Origin of the sequence: Alteromonas sp. a30 (assembly GCF_026788005.1) — a bacterium.
Lineage (GTDB): Bacteria > Pseudomonadota > Gammaproteobacteria > Enterobacterales > Alteromonadaceae > Paraneptunicella.
Map to the genome: position 1 here is coordinate 1 of NZ_JABEPE010000034.1, position 17,314 is coordinate 17,314.

Here is a 17,314-nt window from a genome sequence, read left to right on the forward strand (position 1 = left end):
ACACGCTTTTCGTCATCCATGACCGCTGCACCTCGACTTCCTGTCTCGGAGCGTTTTAAAAGGGCATATCACTCATCACTTCTGATAATAAATCCACGCTCCCGCGAAGGGAGCGACCTATCGACTCACAATATACGTTTTTCCCTTTGGGTTTCAATCCACGCTCCCGCGAAGGGAGCGACATTGGTGTCCCGCCCAAACAAGCGGCGGCCCAACGTTTCAATCCACGCTCCCGCGAAGGGAGCGACAAAACAAGACATTTCCGCTTTTACCTTTGGGACAGTTTCAATCCACGCTCCCGCGAAGGGAGCGACAAAATACTCGCTGACAAAGGCGATAATATTGGGTTTCAATCCACGCTCCCGCGAAGGGAGCGACATAAGGAGTAGATAAAATTGATGAAAATGACTAGTTTCAATCCACGCTCCCGCGAAGGGAGCGACGCAAGCTTATCGTGGCGAGGAGCTAGCCCTTGAAGTTTCAATCCACGCTCCCGCGAAGGGAGCGACACTTTCTGGTGGTATTGACTCTTTCGAATTTTCCGTTTCAATCCACGCTCCCGCGAAGGGAGCGACCGCAAATGATGTGGATTTTTTGCAAGTAATAAACGTTTCAATCCACGCTCCCGCGAAGGGAGCGACAAACTCACAGGCAGTAACGTTATCAAACGATTTCGTTTCAATCCACGCTCCCGCGAAGGGAGCGACAGCCGATGTCTCGCCAAAAAAAGAAGCTGGAAAAGTTTCAATCCACGCTCCCGCGAAGGGAGCGACAAAACTTTAACTCTTTAAGCTATTGATTTTAATGTTTCAATCCACGCTCCCGCGAAGGGAGCGACGTTCCATAGGTTATAAGCACCATGATCAGTTGTCGTTTCAATCCACGCTCCCGCGAAGGGAGCGACAGCGTTTTTCCTCGATAAGTCCTTTTGCTTTTTGTTTCAATCCACGCTCCCGCGAAGGGAGCGACTCAAGGAGGCGCTTAAAACCGCGACCCCCGAATTGTTTCAATCCACGCTCCCGCGAAGGGAGCGACGGAAGACCAACAGACTATAAGCCCAAATACTGTGTTTCAATCCACGCTCCCGCGAAGGGAGCGACACCGCAGCTTCTTCAGGATCTTTCCAGTATTTTGTTTCAATCCACGCTCCCGCGAAGGGAGCGACTGCCCCTTCTGCAAGCCAGAGCTGGCAAGGGGCGAAATGGCATTTTGCGCTAACCTCCAATTTTACGCACTTCTTCGGCGTGCAAATTTCAACCAAAAACTATAAACCTCTGTTTTTAATATGAATTTAGTATGCGCTAGACCCCTAGGGTTTTCATGTGAACCAAGGGTTAGCGCTGATCTCAAAAGATTTGGAAGGATTGAAGCAAGTCAAAGCATACTTTTCAGGGATGAAAAGTCTGAGCGCGCAGGGATGCGAAAGCGACTTTGACTTGCTTTAACCTTTCAAAGCTTTGCATAAAGTCACATCAAAAAACCACAAAATTTAGCGCAAACCTCAAAAGATTTGGAAGGATTGAAGCTTCGAAGATAAGAGAAAAATTAGGGGTGCATTCCGTTGCATTACAGTCCCTTCACAGGCGAACTTTGGAGAAAACCACGTCACTTGGAAGACAAAGCAGCGGTTTCGGGAAGCGATTCGAGCCACTTCAACGCCAACCCGAAAGCCACTGCTTGCCCCTGGACGAACTCTGTAAACGGCTGGAATCGCCTTGCATCCAGCCTTCATTTTAAGCTTTAGCGGTTCCCAATTTACCTTGTAGTGCTGGGGGTAAAATGCTGATTTGGTTACCGCTAAAATCAATTTCAGTTAAAGCAAATCAAAGCCTCACTGATTCAATACATCATGTTCAACCAAGCTAAAATAAAACAAGCAAGTGGAGAGACAAAGTAATCCAACCCATAAATGACTTTATCCCTCCACTCCCTGTTTAGCTCCAGTCACAACACGTTTCATTTCGTATTCTGAGCGCTTCATTCTGGTAATCGATTCGACTACGCCCTGAGCATGTTTTTATTCTTAACCATCTAAAAACAAAATGCAAATGAAAATTATTATCATTTAGTTTGACGATATAAAAATGTTTAATAAGATGCACTCCATGTTCGATAAAGGGGATTGTTCGGCCTTCTTTTCACTACGTACTTTTTTATTATTCTGCCTCTCCCTTGCCAACTTAATGATAATTATTCGTATTTGCATTGAGATAATAAAAAACTTCTGATAGCATCCTGCCTTCATTAGCAGTAACCAGAAGTAATACGTTAACGACCATGGAAAAGACATACACAAAAACATCCCTAGCCATTGCCTTACAAAGCGCATTTATCGCGCTAATTAGTACAAGTGCTATCGCAGATGAACAAGATTCTGAATCGGTTGAACACATTCAAGTAGTTGGCAGTGTAAACAAGTTTGGCGCATTAAAGGACGATATTCCTTTGCTGGAAACCGCGCGCTCTGTTTCGATTGAAACCGCCGACGATTTTGCAATAAAAGGTATGCTCACACTTGATGACACATTAGTGTACTCATCAGGCGTGGTCGGCGAGATGTTTGGTTTTAGTACACGCGGTGATTTTGCGTCCGTTCGTGGTTTTGACGCACCGGAATACCGTGACGGTATGCAATCTTTAAGTGGTAATTACAACAATACTCGCCCTGAGCTTTTCACATTGGAACAGGTTGAGGTATTGAAAGGCCCCGCTTCTGTTTTATTTGGTCCCGGCTCTCCCGGCGGCATTATCAACATTGTGTCGAAGCGTCCAAAAGCTGAAATTGAAAATGAAGTTCAATTGGAAGTAGGTAGCTTTAACCGAACTCAAGTAGCTGCTGATTTATCGCTGAATAACGATGATAACAGTGTAATGACGCGCTTCGTGACGTTATATCGCGATAGCGACACGCAAATTAGCCAAGTCAACGACGATTCTTTTGTTTTTGCACCATCCGTTACCTTTACCCCAAGCGACGCCACCAGCATTAGCTTGCTAGGTGATTACACCAGCCGAAAAAGCGATACCGCGCAGCAATTTTTACCATTAACGGGCACGCTTTTACCCAGTGCTTCGGGCGAAAAAATCAGCAACACTGCCTATTTGGGTGAGCCGGGGTTCAATGTTTTCGATACCGAATCGTGGGCATTAACGCTCTTGGCAGAACATCGCTTAAACGATACTTGGTCATTGGATTTAAGCTCGCGCTATCGTGACGGTGAATCCACTTATAATCAGACGTGGATTGCGTTTCTGGGCAGCGGCGTGCCAAGAATTGACGAAAACGGCAACGGCGCACGCACATGGTATCAGTCTCGTGGATTTTCCACCCAATTTCAGTTCGATGCTCGTGCCAGAGCAACGTTTGATTTAGGCGAATCCATGCACAGAATATTGGTTGGCGTGAGCCATCAACGCATTGAAAACCGTCAAGATAGCTCAAGGTTACGCGGCTTTAATTTTGCCACAGGTATGCCTGATGGCGGGTTAATTAATGTCTTCAATCCGGTTTACGGAAACCAGCCAGAATTACCGGAAATTCAGCGCGGACAAGAAACCGAAGACCGCATCTTTGGCGTGTATATTCACGACCAAATCAATTGGCATAATTGGATCTTTAATGCCGGTGTACGTTTCGATGATGTCAGCAAAGATCAAGGCGCAAACGCAGAAGATGCCGACGAAAACGAAACCAGTTTCAGCGCCAGCATTTTGTATCAGTTCGATAATGGCGTATCGCCTTACTTCAACTATTCTGAATCCTTCCAGCCAGTTTTTGGCATTGATAACGTGACTGGTGATGCACTTAAGCCAGAATCTGGTGAGCAAATGGAGCTTGGAGTGAAATGGCAGCCAACTGGCACACAGCATTTTATTACGTTAGCAGCGTTTGATATTGAACTAAGCAACTTGTCGAACCCCGCCGCATTGCCAGATGCGCCAAGTCAGCAAGAAGGCGTTTCGGAAGTGCAAGGCGCGGAAATTGAAGCTTTCTTTGATTGGGACGCGGTTACATTGGAACTCAACGCGATGACGCTCGACAGCGAAGAACAAAACGGCTTCCAACGTTCTAGCATTCCAGAAAAAGCAGCGTCAGCGTGGTTGAGCTACTCACCAGCGAATATAGAAGGGTTAACTACCGGGTTGGGCGTGCGTTATGTAGGCGAGAATCAAAGCACTGGCGCAAATGCACTAACCGGTTTGCCGCTTACTATCACCACACCGGGTTATACTGTTTTTGATGTCGCAGTAAGCTATCGTTGGTCACAATTTGAAGCCTCGTTGAACGTGAAAAACGTCACCGACAAAGAATACTACGCCACATGTTTGGCCCGTGGCGACTGCTTCGCAGGTGAAGAGCGCGGTGTAACCGCTCGCTTTAGTTATCATTTCTAAAAAGCATGATTAAACGTTATTGAGTGCTTTAGGGGCTAATTGCAGACATTGCAGTTAGCCTTTTTTGAATCTACTTTTACACACTTACATTGATTTCTCAGCAGATAACATTCTTGCGATTTTTTCCCGAATCGCATCGCAAACAAACGCATTTAAACTTTGCCCATCGGCGGCAATAACGGCTTCTCGAATAAACACGAGTTTTCCAAACAACAAGTTGTTTTCTAATTCGGGTTCAATCGTGCCTAAGTCGTTTTTGTAACGAAGATAAGTTATAGCCAGCCCTCTTGCTCAAAATGATCTTTAACTGCTTTTAATGCGCCCCCCTTAATTTCATTTTCTGGGTGATAAAAACGAACTCTTGAGCCAGACATCTCCTGCTTTTCATATCCTAAACTTAACAGCAAACTTTGAAGTTCTGCCCAAGGAAACACTTTCCTTGCTTTCCCATTAATTGCATTCCTTGCATTTAGGTTCTTAGGGTACATTCAACACTGCTAGAAACGTGCAACTAAATATAGTTACATATGAATATGAGCGAATATCTTTGTTTGGGTAGGAGGATAGCCCGCAGCGGCTTCCTTACTGCTGCGAGGTAATAATGATTTTGCTAAAAGCGCTTATTTGACAGGACTTAGTTCACATAACCTTCGTTGGCTTTTACCGTTAACGGGTGATAACCCGCTTTGGCTTGCTCGAAAGCCTTTTTAGCAAGGGCTTTGCCTTTTGGCGTTTTCGACAATTCACGATACAAAGGGCGTACTAATTTGTTACGACCAATGCTCACTAAGTAGTTGTGCAAACGCGGTAACGCTGGTTCATACCAGTTTTTTACTACATGCATTAGCCACGCATGAGCAATTTCGTTGTTATGTGATTGCGTTAAATTAAAGGCGGCATCCAGCTTTTGCATCTGCTCTGCGGATAAGGTTTCCGGCATGTTGTTTAAGAAATACAACCACTGATGCACGGTCCATTTTTGGGTGTCGATGTCCATCGCCGCTTTTTCGCCGTTTAACCATGCATTTCTCGCAGTATCAACCATTTCAAAAGCATTAGATTCCGGCTGTGGTGCACCTTCAGGCACGCCTGCTTCAAAAATCCACTGGTTAATACGCTGCATATTTAGCTTGTTTGGATATTGCTTTAACAAGGTTTCTTGCAAGTAAGCTAGGAACTCATCCGTGGTAATACTTTGGAAAGCAAAGTGCGCGAAGTAGTTTTTCAAGAAGGCATCAAAGTTGTCGCGGCCAATGGCGTGCTCAATTTCACGCAAGAATAACGCACCTTTTTCATAAGGAATATTCGAGAAAACATCGTCGGGATCGCGTCCGCGTAAGTCGATAGCTAGCACTTCGTCTTTCTCAGGAAGCGCGCTAATGTCGGCTTGTAAGTCTTGATAGCCTAACACCGCTTCTTGGTCGAAACGCTCTGTGCCGTACACAATTTCCATGATGCGATAGGTTAAATAGGTAGTGAAACCTTCGTTTAACCATAAGTCGCGCCATGTTGCATTAGTCACGGTATTACCCGACCAACTGTGCGCCAATTCATGTGCAATCAAGGACACCAACGACTTATCGCCTGCAATCACGGTAGGCGTGATAAAGCTCAAGCGTGGGTTTTCCATACCACCGAAAGGGAAAGACGGCGGTAGAATCAGTAAGTCGTAACGGTCCCAACTATACGGCCCGTAGCGCTTTTCGGTGGCAATGAGCATGGATTCCGTGTCTTCAAACTCTTTGGCAGCGGCTTCTAACATCGAAGGTTCTGCATAAACGCCTGTGCGCTTGCCCATCGGTTTGAATTCTAAATCGCCCACACCTAACGCAATCAAATAAGACGGAATCGGCTGTGGCATTTTGAAGTGATATTCGCCATCGCGCGGTGTTTCTGGGTCGTTCGATGCGCTCATTACCGCCAACAACGATTTAGGCGTGCGGATAGTCGCATTGTAGGTTACGCGAACTTTTGGCGAGTCTTGCAATGGAATAAAGCTACGCGCATGAGTGGCTTGTGCTTGGGTAAATAAGAAAGGATGCTTTTTGCCTGCTGTTTGTTGTGGCGTTAACCACTGTACCCCAGAAGCTTCAGGGCTTGTGTGATAATGCACAACCACCGAGCTACCGCTTTTTGGCAGCGTAATCGCAAGTGGCGCACCTAAATTTTCATCGGCTTCACCCAATTTGAATTCAACTGGCTCGCCGTAAGAAGTGATTTTTTCAATGGTTAAATCGCGCGTATCAACAATTAGGGTATCGGCATTAGGGTCAACTTTTGTATAAGTTAACTCCGCTGTACCACTCATGATTTTGGTGTCGAAGTTGACGTTTAAATCAAGGTCAATATGCTTAAGCGCAACCTGCTCGGGGTTGGCGTAAGAGTGATAATCCAAACCGGCTTGCATGGAATGCGTGTGGCTTGCGCTGTGCTGTTCAGCTTTAGCATGTGCTTCAGAATGGGAACCGCTTGCGGTATCGGAGTAGGATTGAGATTGAGAATGCTGATAGCTGCACGCGCTTAAAACGGCGCAAGACGCTAACGCAAGTAATGTCGTTTTTCTAATCATGGAACGTCCTCATATTCATACGCGGAACATTCTAGCTCAAACCAATACAGAAAAGGCGACAACCTGTAGAAAAACAACGGTAAAAATCGACGCTTCGTGGGATCCGCTTTTGTTTACAGTGCTTTCCTAGCGTTTACACCTTCACATTATTATTGCGGTCGCGACTTTGACGAATCAGCGCATCGCCAGCAAAGGAAAGGCCCGACTTTGCCAGCCTATCGTACAGCAACACGTTCACCGTTGCCGCCAAGTTCATGCAACCAATGGTTGGCACGTAAACCACGGCGTCGGCGTTATCGACAACCGCTTGCTCTATCGTGCCATCTTCGGGCCCAAACACATAAAAGGCATTTTCTGGATGCACAAATTCAGGCAATGGCGTAGCCCCTTCCACCAGCTCTACACACACCATTTTTGCGCCGTCGGGAACCACATCAAGCAAAGATTCTGCTGCTTGTAACGGAATGGAATCGCGCATGGCTTTGGTATCGGTTTGAAACTTCGCCGCCCGCGTATAACGCTCACCTGTATAAAACACAGCTTTCGCCTGATAACAGCCCGCCGCCCGCATCACAGAACCAACATTGGTTGGGCTTTTAGGGTTGGTCAGGCCAATATAAGCCGAGCCATTTTGCAGAAAAGTAGAAGCTGATGTTGGATTTGAGGTTGGGTTTGAGGGAGCGTTAAACGACACGAATGCAATACCTTATGAATAAAACTGCGGTGGATTTTGTGGGAAAAACAGGGAAGGTGCAAGTTGGCGGTTTAAGGAAAAAGTGCGGTGCTAATGCCGACCGTCAAGCATACAACTTAATCGGTCGGCACTCTCCTAGGTAATGCTAAGTCTTAGCTTGGATGATTAAGGGCAAGCATAATACATAGGTAAATCCTCACATTCATCATACGGAGAACCATTGCCTCCCGAACCTCCACCGCCGCCTGAACCCTCTAAGGCCGATACTCGACTTGCTAAATTACTTATAGAAGTAGCGTTATTACTTATTGCGGTAGAATTACTGCTAATATCAGAGCTCATGTTATCAATATCAGATTGGACCTCATCTCTCCAAGATTCTAAATGATGAGTTCGAACGGCAACCGCAATAATAGCCGTAGTATTTGCCTTTATTATCAATTCGTTATACGAAATTGCCTCCCTAGCTAACTCACTCCAAGCATCTATGTGATCAAGCCTATCTGCATGTTGCGACAGCGTACTACCATGACCATCAATACGGGCATCCAACCCATTTATCTTGCTTAAGTTAGATGCAATGCGAGTATTGTGGTTCGATAGCGTACTGTCATGAGCATCAATACGGGCATCTAACCCATTAATCTTATTTAGGTTAGAAGTAATTCGAGTGTTGTGGTTCGATAGCGTACTGTCATGACCATCAATACGGGCATCTAACCCATTAATACTGCTTAAATTTGAACTAATACGAGCGTTATGATTCGACAGCGTACTGTCGTGATTATCAACTCGCTCTCCCAAGCCATTTATCTTGCTTAAGTTAGATGCAATGCGCGTATCGTGGGTTGATAAAACGCTGTCATGAGCGTCGATACGTGCATCTAACCCATTAATACTGCTTAAATTTGAACTAATACGAGTGTTATGATTCGACAGCGTACTGTCGTGATTATCAACTCGCTCTCCCAAGCCATTTATCTTGCTTAAGTTAGAAGTAATTCGAGTGTTGTGATTAGACAACGTATTACCATGAGCATCAATACGGGTATCTAACCCATTAATACTGCTTAAATTTGAACTAATACGAGCGTTATGATTCGACAGCGTACTGTCGTGATTATCAACTCGCTCTCCCAAACCATTTATCTTGCTTAAGTTAGAAGCAATGCGCGTATCGTGGGTTGATAGTGTTGAACCATGGCTATTCAACCGACTGTCTTGAGTAGCGTTTAATCCATTAATGTCAACAATGGCATCTTCTGTAACATTCAACCGTTCAGCATTTGTTTTGATACTGAACGAACCACCAAAGGCATAAACATCATCCTCAGAAGAAATAATACCTACCGTCGATAGTGTGTTGTTGATCTGCGTTGCGCCGTTAAGTGTGGCTGCACCGTTTAACGTTGTTGCGCCATTTAGTACCGACGCACCTTGAATGGTGGTGTCGCCAGTAATGGTCGCTGTGCCTTGGAGCGTTGTATTTCCTGCAACAGCTAAATCGCTGGCAAGACTCGCGTTACCTGTCACATCCAAGCTACCCGTTAATGCGGAATTTCCTGCTACCGCCAAGTCATTAGCTAGATTGGTCTTTCCTGTGACATCTAGCGTACCTGTAAGACCTGTATTGCCCGCCACATTCAAATTACTATCGGTGCTAATGTCACCCGTGGTTGATAGCGTGTTATTGATTTGCGTTGCACCGTTTAACGTTGCCGTACCATTTAACGTTGTTGCGCCATTTAGTACCGACGCACCTTGAATGGTGGTGTCGCCAGTAATGGTCGCTGTGCCTTGGAGCGTTGTATTACCTGCTACTGCTAAGTCATTGGCTAGGTTGGTCTTTCCGGTGACATCTAGCGTACCAGTAAGACCGGTGTTGCCAGCTACGTTCAAGTTACTCGCTAAACCTGTATCACCTGAAACATTCAATGTGCCAGCTAACCCAGTGTTACCTGTCACATCTAAGCTACCCGCTAACGCGGAATTTCCCGCGACCGCCAAGTCATTAGCTAGATTGGTCTTTCCTGTGACATCTAGCGTACCAGCAAGACCTGTGTTGCCCGCCACATTCAAATTACTATCTGTGCTGATGTCGCCCGTGGTTGATAATGTATTGTTGACTTGCGTTGCACCATTAAGCGTTGCCGTACCATTTAAGGTTGTTGCGCCATTTAATACCGACCTGCCTTCAATGGTGGTGTCGCCTGTGATGCTGGCTGTACCTTGAATTGCGGTATTTCCTGCTACAGCTAAGTCACTGGAAAGATTGACTTTTCCTGTGACATCCAATGTGCCAGAAAGACCTGTGTTCCCAGCTACGTTCAAGTTACTCGCTAAACCTGTATCACCTGTAACATTCAATGTGCCAGCTAACCCAGTGTTGCCTGTTACATCCAAGCTTCCTGTTAACGCGGAATTACCCGCAACGGCTAAGTCATTGGCGAGGTTGGTGTTGCCAATAACAGATAGTTCACCATTCACAGTCGCATTTTGAGCCACATTCAAATTACTATCGGTGCTGATGTCGCCCGTGGTTGATAACGTGTTGTTGATTTGAGTTGCACCGTTAAGTGTGGCTGCACCGTTTAACGTTGTTGCGCCATTTAACACTGATGTACCTTCAATAGTGGTATCGCCAACAATGGTCGCAGTGCCTTGAATTGCGGTATTTCCTGCTACTGCTAAGTCACTGGAAAGATTGGCTTTTCCTGTTACATCCAATGTGCCAGAAAGACCCGTATTGCCCGCCACATTCAGGTTACTCGCTAGATCTGTATCACCCGTAACATTCAATGTGCCCGATAATCCAGTGTTGCCTGTAACATCCAAGCTCCCCGTTAAAGCAGAGTTACCTGAAACGGCCAAATCACCGCCCACATTCGCTTGTTGTGCCACATTCAAATTACTATCGGTGCTGATGTCGCCCGTGGTTGATAATGTATTGTTGACTTGCGTTGCACCATTAAGCGTTGCCGTACCATTTAAGGTTGTTGCGCCATTTAACACTGATGCACCTTGAATGGTGGTATCGCCAACAATGGTCGCGGAGCCTTGGAGCGCTGTATTTCCTGCAACCGCTAAATCGTTAGAAAGATTGGTTTTTCCGGTTACATCCAACGTTCCAGCAAGACCCGTATTGCCCGCCACGTTCAAGTTACTCGCTAAACCTGTATCACCCGTAACATTCAATGTGCCAGCTAACCCAGTGTTGCCTGTCACATCCAAGCTTCCTGTTAACGCGGAATTACCTGCCACCGCTAAATCATTGGAAAGATTAGTTTTTCCGGTTACATCTAATGTGCCAGTAAGGCCTGTGTTCCCAGCCACATTCAAATTACTATCAGTGCTAATGTCGCCCGTAGTCGATAGCGTGTTATTGATTTGTGTCGCACCGTTAAGTGTGGCTGTACCGTTTAACGTTGTTGCCCCATTTAATACCGAAGCGCCTTTAATGGTGGTATCGCCAACAATGGTCGCGGAGCCTTGAATTGCGGCATTTCCTGCTACTGCTAAGTCGCTGGAAAGATTCGCATTCCCCGTCACATCTAAGCTACCCGCTAACGCTGAATTCCCTGCTACCGCTAAGTCATTGGAAAGATTAGTTTTTCCGGTTACATCTAATGTGCCAGTAAGGTCTGTGTTCCCAGCCACATTCAAATTACTATCGGTGCTGATGTCGCCCGTGGTTGATAACGTGTTGTTGATTTGAGTTGCACCGTTAAGTGTGGCTGCACCGTTTAACGTTGTTGCCCCATTTAACACCGAAGCGCCTTGAATGGTGGTATCGCCAACAATGCTCGCGGAACCTTGGAGCGTTGTATTTCCTGCAACCGCTAAATCGTTAGAAAGATTGGTTTTTCCGGTTACATCCAATGTGCCAGTAAGCTCGGTGTTCCCAACTACGTTCAAATTACTAGCTAATCCAGTGTTGCCTGTAACATCCAAGCTCCCCGTTAAAGCAGAGTTACCTGAAACGGCCAAATCACCGCCCACATTCGCTTGTTGTGCCACATTCAAATTACTATCTGTGCTGATGTCGCCCGTAGTCGATAGCGTGTTATTGATTTGTGTCGCACCGTTAAGTGTGGCTGTACCGTTTAACGTTGTTGCGCCATTTAACACTGACGCACCTTGAATGGTGGTGTCGCCAGTAATGGTCGCTGTACCTTGAATTGCGGTATTTCCTGCTACAGCTAAGTCATTGGAAAGATTAGTTTTTCCGGTTACATCCAATGTTCCAGCAAGACCCGTGTTGCCCGCCACATTCAAATTACTATCGGTGCTGATGTCGCCCGTGGTCGATAATGTATTGTTGATTTGCGTCGCGCCGTTAAGTGTGGCTGTACCATTTAATGTCGTAGCCCCATTTAATACCGACCTGCCTTCAATGGTGGTGTCACCTGTGATGCTGGCTGTACCTTGAATTGCGGTATTTCCTGCTACTGCTAAGTCACTGGAAAGATTGGTTTTTCCTGTTACATCCAATGTTCCAGAAAGACCCGTATTGCCCGTCACATTCAGGTTACTCGCTAGACCTGTATCACCCGTAACACTCAATGTGCCAGAAAGACCCGTATTGCCCGCCACGTTCAAATTACTATCGGTGCTAATGTCGCCTGTGGTCGATAGCGTATTGTTGATTTGCGTTGCACCGTTAAGTGTGGCTGCATCGTTTAACGTTGTTGCGCCATTTAACACTGATGTACCTTCAATAGTGGTATCGCCAACAATGGTCGCAGTGCCTTGGAGCGTTGTATTTCCTGCTACCGCTAAATCATTGGAAAGATTAGTTTTTCCGGTTACATCTAATGTGCCAGTAAGCTCGGTGTTCCCAGCTACGTTCAAGTTACTCGCTAGACCTGTATCACCCGTAACACTCAATGTGCCTGCAAGACCTGTGTTGCCCGCCACATTCAAATTACTATCGGTGCTAATGTCACCCGTGGTCGATAGCGTGTTGTTGACTTGCGTTGCACCATTAAGCGTTGCTGTACCGTTTAACGTTGTTGCCCCATTTAACACCGAAGCGCCTTGAATGGTGGTATCGCCAACAATGCTCGCGGAACCTTGGAGCGTTGTATTTCCTGCAACCGCTAAATCGTTAGAAAGATTGGTTTTTCCGGTTACATCCAATGTGCCAGTAAGCTCGGTGTTCCCAGCTACGTTCAAATTACTATCTGTGCTGATGTCGCCCGTGGTTGATAATGTATTGTTGACTTGCGTTGCACCATTAAGCGTTGCCGTACCATTTAACGTTGTTGCCCCATTTAACACTGATGCACCTTGAATGGTGGTGTCTCCAGTAATGGTCGCTGTGCCTTGAATTGCGGCATTTCCTGCTACTGCTAAGTCATTGGAAAGATTGGTTTTTCCGGTTACATCTAAGCTACCCGCTAACGCTGAATTCCCTGCTACCGCTAAGTCATTGGAAAGATTAGTTTTTCCGGTTACATCTAATGTGCCAGTAAGGTCTGTGTTCCCAGCCACATTCAAATTACTATCAGTGCTAATATCGCCCGTAGTCGATAGCGTGTTATTGATTTGTGTCGCACCGTTAAGTGTAGCTGTACCGTTTAACGTTGTTGCGCCATTTAACACTGATGCGCCTTGAATGGTGGTATCACCAACAATGGTCGCGGAGCCTTGGAGCGTTGTATTACCTGCAACGGCTAAGTCATTGCCGAGGTTGGTCTTTCCTGTGACATCTAACGTGCCTGTAAGATCTGAGTTACCCGCCACATTCAAATTGCTATCAGTGCTGATGTCGCCTGTGGTCGATAGCGTATTATTAATTTGTGTTGCGCCGTCTATTGTTGTTGCACCGTGTACAGTGGTCGTTCCACCATTGATATTCAGCTCAACAGCATCATCTGTATGAAGTGTTTGGGTATTTACATCTCCCGCATTATCAACATTGAATTGATTCATGTTAATGCTCACTTCCATGGTATTTAAGGCCGGGTCGCCTAAATCTACTCGATGCAGCACATTTCCTAAACCACCTTGCGCACCATTACCGCCTCCGGTATTAGTTCCACCACCAGCGTTTCCGTTTCCATTGCCGTTTCCACCACCCACACCGTCAGGTGGTGCTGCAAGAGCCGGGGCGCTTGCTCCTAAGGTAGCCAACAGAATAGCTACCGCAATTTTGTTTCTCTTTAGTTTACGATCCATAAAAGATTCGCTCCCATTTCAGGTTGATAGGTCGTCACACAACAAGATTGACGGAATACATGCGCTTATTTAATGCACATAAAGTGGATACACCTCATCGCCTTGCATCAGCAAAACATGCTGTGTTCCAATTTCTTTCACAACAAACTTGCCCAACCTGTGCCCCTTCACAACGGTTAACCGTCCTCTGAGTGTGGCTAACGTTGCCTTCAATATGCCTTTCTTGTCTGCATAAATTGAAGTGAGAACAATGCCTTCTGTGGGATCTTTTTTCTGGGGAGGAGATTGTTTCGTTTTTAGCAACGATTCATTTTGAAGTTGAAGTTTTACCAGCTCGTTTTGTAACTTGGCGTACTCTAAATTCTGTTTAGTTTCTTGTAGTTTTAACCGATTCACATCGTTAATAACTTTTTGCTGGCGCCATGAATTGGCGATGGTTAATGTCTCTGCGCTTTCTTTTGGGGATAACCCATTTTTGATGAGCTTTGCGGCAGCTTGCACTTCGTCGAATGTGGGTACTTCTGCTCTTTGTGGTTCTAACCTTTCAACACCATTCTGTTCAGACGAGTTATTAGGCGGGGCAGCAAAAACACTTCCGGCGTTTAATAAAGCAACGCTCCAAACCAGACAACATAAAGCGTAATTCAGTGTGCTCTTTTTATTTAGAACTTGCATCAAAGCCCTCCCACAATCGAAAGTGTCATTTCACCACTCACACCATTTCTGCTGGACACTTGTAAATCCGCAAAGGAAAATGAAACCGGTAAACCGTCTAATAAAGAGCCCAAATCAACCAAGTCACTAAACGAATACCCTTCCACAGGGATTTTCATATTTCTGGTATAAAAGGCCTCATTTCCATGCCCAACATCTTCTTCAAAAACAGGTTTGGGTTTGCTCGGGAATGCAAAGGTCATTGCATCAAGCACATATGCAGAAACCGCCGACACATTCATGAGCTTGGCTTCTTTCACAACAGGCAACTTTTCAATGCTTTTGACTAAAGCGATACCGTTGTGATCCACATTCACAACATAGTGTCGTTGCTGTGCCCAGCGTTGAAGATCTGCAATGCTTCCTGCATGACTTTTCACATAATAAAAGCTGTGATTTTTAATAATCTTTACTTCCTTTACTTCCCAACTTGGTAAAGATTCATGGTCCATCACATCAAGCAGCAAACTATCAAACACAAGCTTTGTGTTAATGCCTTTTTCATTCAGAATTTCATAGAATTCAGAATAGTTTTTTGCGTCTTTGCCCTTAGGGTCAGGAAAATAAACAATCAATAATCCAATGCTTAACGCAATCAACACATAAGAACTAAAACGATACGTCAACATATTAGTGAGCATTATTTCCCCCTCCGTGACTCAAAACATGAGGCGAGATCAAGATCAACATCTCACTCGATTGTTGTTCATAAGAGCGGCTTCCAGACAACCAAGCTTGACCCAATAACCCACTTTTTTTCACTTGGTTCCGAGAGTCTTTAAAGCCAGCTAACATCATGGTGTCGCCGAGCTTAACCTTCGTTTTTTGCATAATGCGTTTATTGCGAATGTTTGGCGCTTGGATCCTCGAATCGTTGGATTCAACCGTAGCGATATCTTGTAATGTCGAGAACGTGCCAAACACTTGTAACAGCGCTTCATCGTCCATAAGCAAAGGTAAGACATACAGTTGTAACCCAGTTTCGACCACACCCGGCCTTAATGTGGTTTCCGCACCGACATTAGCTGTCGTGCGTGACGAAGAAGATGCCAAATAGGTGATTTGTTCAGTAATGGCTATTTCTGCCATTTGGTTATTCAACGTGACGATTCGGGGCGAGCTAACCACACTGACTTCCCCCTGCTGTTCAAGTGCCTCAATGAGTACCGCGCTATTTACATATTGAGAAGTTGGATCCGTAATAACCGCGCTTAATGTAGCAGGCGCAGTGGTATCAAACGTACTTGTTGAAAAGTTGCTGTTAAAACCAACAACCCCACCCGCAGACATCGCCTCTTTAACGATATTCCAGTTAATACCGTAATTTTCACCGTTATTGATGCGCACCTCGATAATTTGTACATCAATATAAATTTGCTGGGATAACTTATCGTTCAACGCATTCACATAGGACTCGATAGCATCGAGCTTCCACGGTGCATCTTGTACCGTTAATGTTGAGCTGGACGGAGAAATGGTGAAAGTTGCATTAGGGTTGACCATGCGTCCAATCGCTTCTTTAAGCTCTGTCCACACGTCGCTTTTCATTGCGTAATTTGTGGTTTGGAATTCGTTTTCTTGCGTGCTCGATTCTTGATTTTCCAACGAGCTAGACAGCGCCACATCTGATGAATCTGTAGTAACAGCGCCCCCCAATTGATACTGCGATGCGCCGGGCATAAAGCTAATATCAAAGATTCGTGTATCCAATGCCTTCCACACAATCACTTGGCTTTTAACACTAAAATGCAAATTCAATAATGAAGATAAATGATTCAGCAACGCACCCAAGCTACCACTAAAACTCACCGTAACGGGCCTTGCCCCTAGTTCAGCTTGGGTAAACTGATAAGACATAGCGTATTCCTTTGCCAACTGAGCCATCAAATCCTTCAATGGCATATCTTGAGTATTGATAAGCGGCACACTTTCAAACCACCAAGCGGGCCTGTCTAAATCATCCAAAGAAAGCGAGGGCGCGTAATATCCATCAATAATCCTGACATTTTTATACTGGTGCAAACCTGCTAACTTTTGCTGCTTAATTTGGCGCTCAGCTTCATCGATTTTACTCTGAGCATGCTCCAAACTTGTATCCAGACTACTGCAAGCGCACAAACACAGTAATGACACAACATACATCCATAAACGCATCAGAATTTTTCATTTCTTTGTGGGTAATGCACTCTAACCACTTTATTTTTGGTAAACACACTAACCATTACATTTTTAGGTAAGGTATAAGGTGAAATCATCTGATCAAGAATATGAAAAACATCTCTTCCCATCACCTTTGCAGGTACTACAACCTGATATTTTTTACTTACATGCCAAAGAAGTAATTGATATGAACTATGTTGCTCAAGTAGCTTCATAACATTACTTTCAAGGCTTCCAGGGAATAGCATGAAAGAAATTTGATCTGGTTCTGAATCTTCTGCCAAAGAGTGAACACTTACAAACAACAGAATTATCACTAAAACTTTTTTAAACATAGATGAAAGTGGTTACGTATTTACGAATTGTAAATCAATGTAATTTAAAAGTTAAAAAATGTAAATGGCTATTTTTAATCACATTAAATACAAGTTCACAGAGAAAGGAAATAATCAGTTAGAGAATAATTATTTTATACAATATGAACATGTTAAAGACGGGTTATTGCAATTACCGGAAACCAAAGGAAAAAAGCGCCGATTTATTTCAATAAGCGATGATCTAGCACAAATGATAAAAAGCCATCGCCCGAAATCTCGGAGCCA

At 45.0% G+C, this 17,314-nt stretch carries 10 protein-coding genes and 1 CRISPR repeat array; of the genes, 2 read left to right on the forward strand and 8 right to left on the reverse strand.

The features are described 5' to 3' along the window. Positions 1 to 85 precede the first annotated feature (85 nt). Positions 86 to 1,165: direct repeats of the CRISPR family, unit length 32 nt; unit sequence GTTTCAATCCACGCTCCCGCGAAGGGAGCGAC. A gap of 1,112 nt (positions 1,166 to 2,277) precedes the next feature. After that, complete coding sequence (locus HJG39_RS18225; RefSeq protein WP_268411711.1) at positions 2,278 to 4,395, forward strand: TonB-dependent siderophore receptor; 2,118 nt, start codon at positions 2,278 to 2,280, stop codon at positions 4,393 to 4,395. 272 nt (positions 4,396 to 4,667) lie between these two features. On the opposite strand, the gene HJG39_RS18230 is transcribed toward HJG39_RS18225, so the two are convergent. The 8 genes from HJG39_RS18230 to HJG39_RS18265 all read right to left on the reverse strand — a co-directional run bounded on the left by HJG39_RS18230 (position 4,668) and on the right by HJG39_RS18265 (position 16,996). Beyond that, complete coding sequence (locus HJG39_RS18230) at positions 4,668 to 4,883, reverse strand: type II toxin-antitoxin system HicA family toxin (RefSeq protein ID WP_268411713.1); 216 nt, start codon at positions 4,881 to 4,883, stop codon at positions 4,668 to 4,670. 146 nt (positions 4,884 to 5,029) lie between these two features. Continuing rightward, positions 5,030 to 6,964 carry a M1 family metallopeptidase gene (locus HJG39_RS18235; RefSeq protein ID WP_268411715.1) on the reverse strand — a complete coding sequence of 645 codons (1,935 nt, stop codon included), beginning with the start codon at positions 6,962 to 6,964 and terminating at the stop codon, positions 5,030 to 5,032. Positions 6,965 to 7,097: 133 nt separating this feature from the next. Next, positions 7,098 to 7,601, reverse strand: a complete 504-nt coding sequence (locus HJG39_RS18240; protein WP_268411725.1) for an RNA methyltransferase — start codon at positions 7,599 to 7,601, stop codon at positions 7,098 to 7,100. 222 nt (positions 7,602 to 7,823) lie between these two features. Further along, positions 7,824 to 13,838, reverse strand: a complete 6,015-nt coding sequence (locus HJG39_RS18245; RefSeq protein WP_268411716.1) for a hypothetical protein — start codon at positions 13,836 to 13,838, stop codon at positions 7,824 to 7,826. A 69-nt stretch (positions 13,839 to 13,907) separates the two neighbouring features. Continuing rightward, entirely contained in the window at positions 13,908 to 14,513 is a 606-nt protein-coding gene (locus HJG39_RS18250; RefSeq protein ID WP_268411717.1) for a hypothetical protein, read from the reverse strand. Then, the gene (locus HJG39_RS18255) at positions 14,513 to 15,193 is read right to left on the reverse strand and encodes a hypothetical protein (protein WP_268411719.1); all 681 of its coding nucleotides are present in this window, start codon (positions 15,191 to 15,193) and stop codon (positions 14,513 to 14,515) included. The genes HJG39_RS18250 and HJG39_RS18255 overlap by 1 nt, the downstream gene beginning before the upstream one ends. Then, on the reverse strand, positions 15,183 to 16,706 hold the full coding sequence (locus HJG39_RS18260) for a pilus (MSHA type) biogenesis protein MshL (RefSeq protein WP_268411720.1): 1,524 nt from the start codon (positions 16,704 to 16,706) through the stop codon (positions 15,183 to 15,185). Before HJG39_RS18260 ends, HJG39_RS18255 begins: the two co-directional genes overlap by 11 nt. Continuing rightward, positions 16,706 to 16,996 (reverse strand): hypothetical protein, encoded by a 291-nt coding sequence (locus HJG39_RS18265; protein ID WP_268411722.1) that lies wholly within the window; start codon positions 16,994 to 16,996, stop codon positions 16,706 to 16,708. The genes HJG39_RS18260 and HJG39_RS18265 overlap by 1 nt, the downstream gene beginning before the upstream one ends. Before the next feature lie 115 nt (positions 16,997 to 17,111). Between HJG39_RS18265 and HJG39_RS18270 the strand changes: the two genes are divergently transcribed. Continuing rightward, the coding region (locus HJG39_RS18270; protein WP_268411723.1) for a hypothetical protein at positions 17,112 to 17,314 on the forward strand (203 nt) is incomplete at its 3' end.

What these genes read in the sequence shown, in the direction of transcription:
- HJG39_RS18230 (WP_268411713.1), bottom strand. Translation starts at nt 4,883, where the DNA reads ATGTACCCTAAGAACCTAAATGCAAGGAATGCAATTAATGGGAAAGCA.
- HJG39_RS18260 (WP_268411720.1), bottom strand. Translation starts at nt 16,706, where the DNA reads ATGCGTTTATGGATGTATGTTGTGTCATTACTGTGTTTGTGCGCTTGC.
- HJG39_RS18255 (WP_268411719.1), bottom strand. Translation starts at nt 15,193, where the DNA reads ATGCTCACTAATATGTTGACGTATCGTTTTAGTTCTTATGTGTTGATT.
- HJG39_RS18245 (WP_268411716.1), bottom strand. Translation starts at nt 13,838, where the DNA reads ATGGATCGTAAACTAAAGAGAAACAAAATTGCGGTAGCTATTCTGTTG.
- HJG39_RS18235 (WP_268411715.1), bottom strand. Translation starts at nt 6,964, where the DNA reads ATGATTAGAAAAACGACATTACTTGCGTTAGCGTCTTGCGCCGTTTTA.
- HJG39_RS18250 (WP_268411717.1), bottom strand. Translation starts at nt 14,513, where the DNA reads ATGCAAGTTCTAAATAAAAAGAGCACACTGAATTACGCTTTATGTTGT.
- HJG39_RS18225 (WP_268411711.1), top strand. Translation starts at nt 2,278, where the DNA reads ATGGAAAAGACATACACAAAAACATCCCTAGCCATTGCCTTACAAAGC.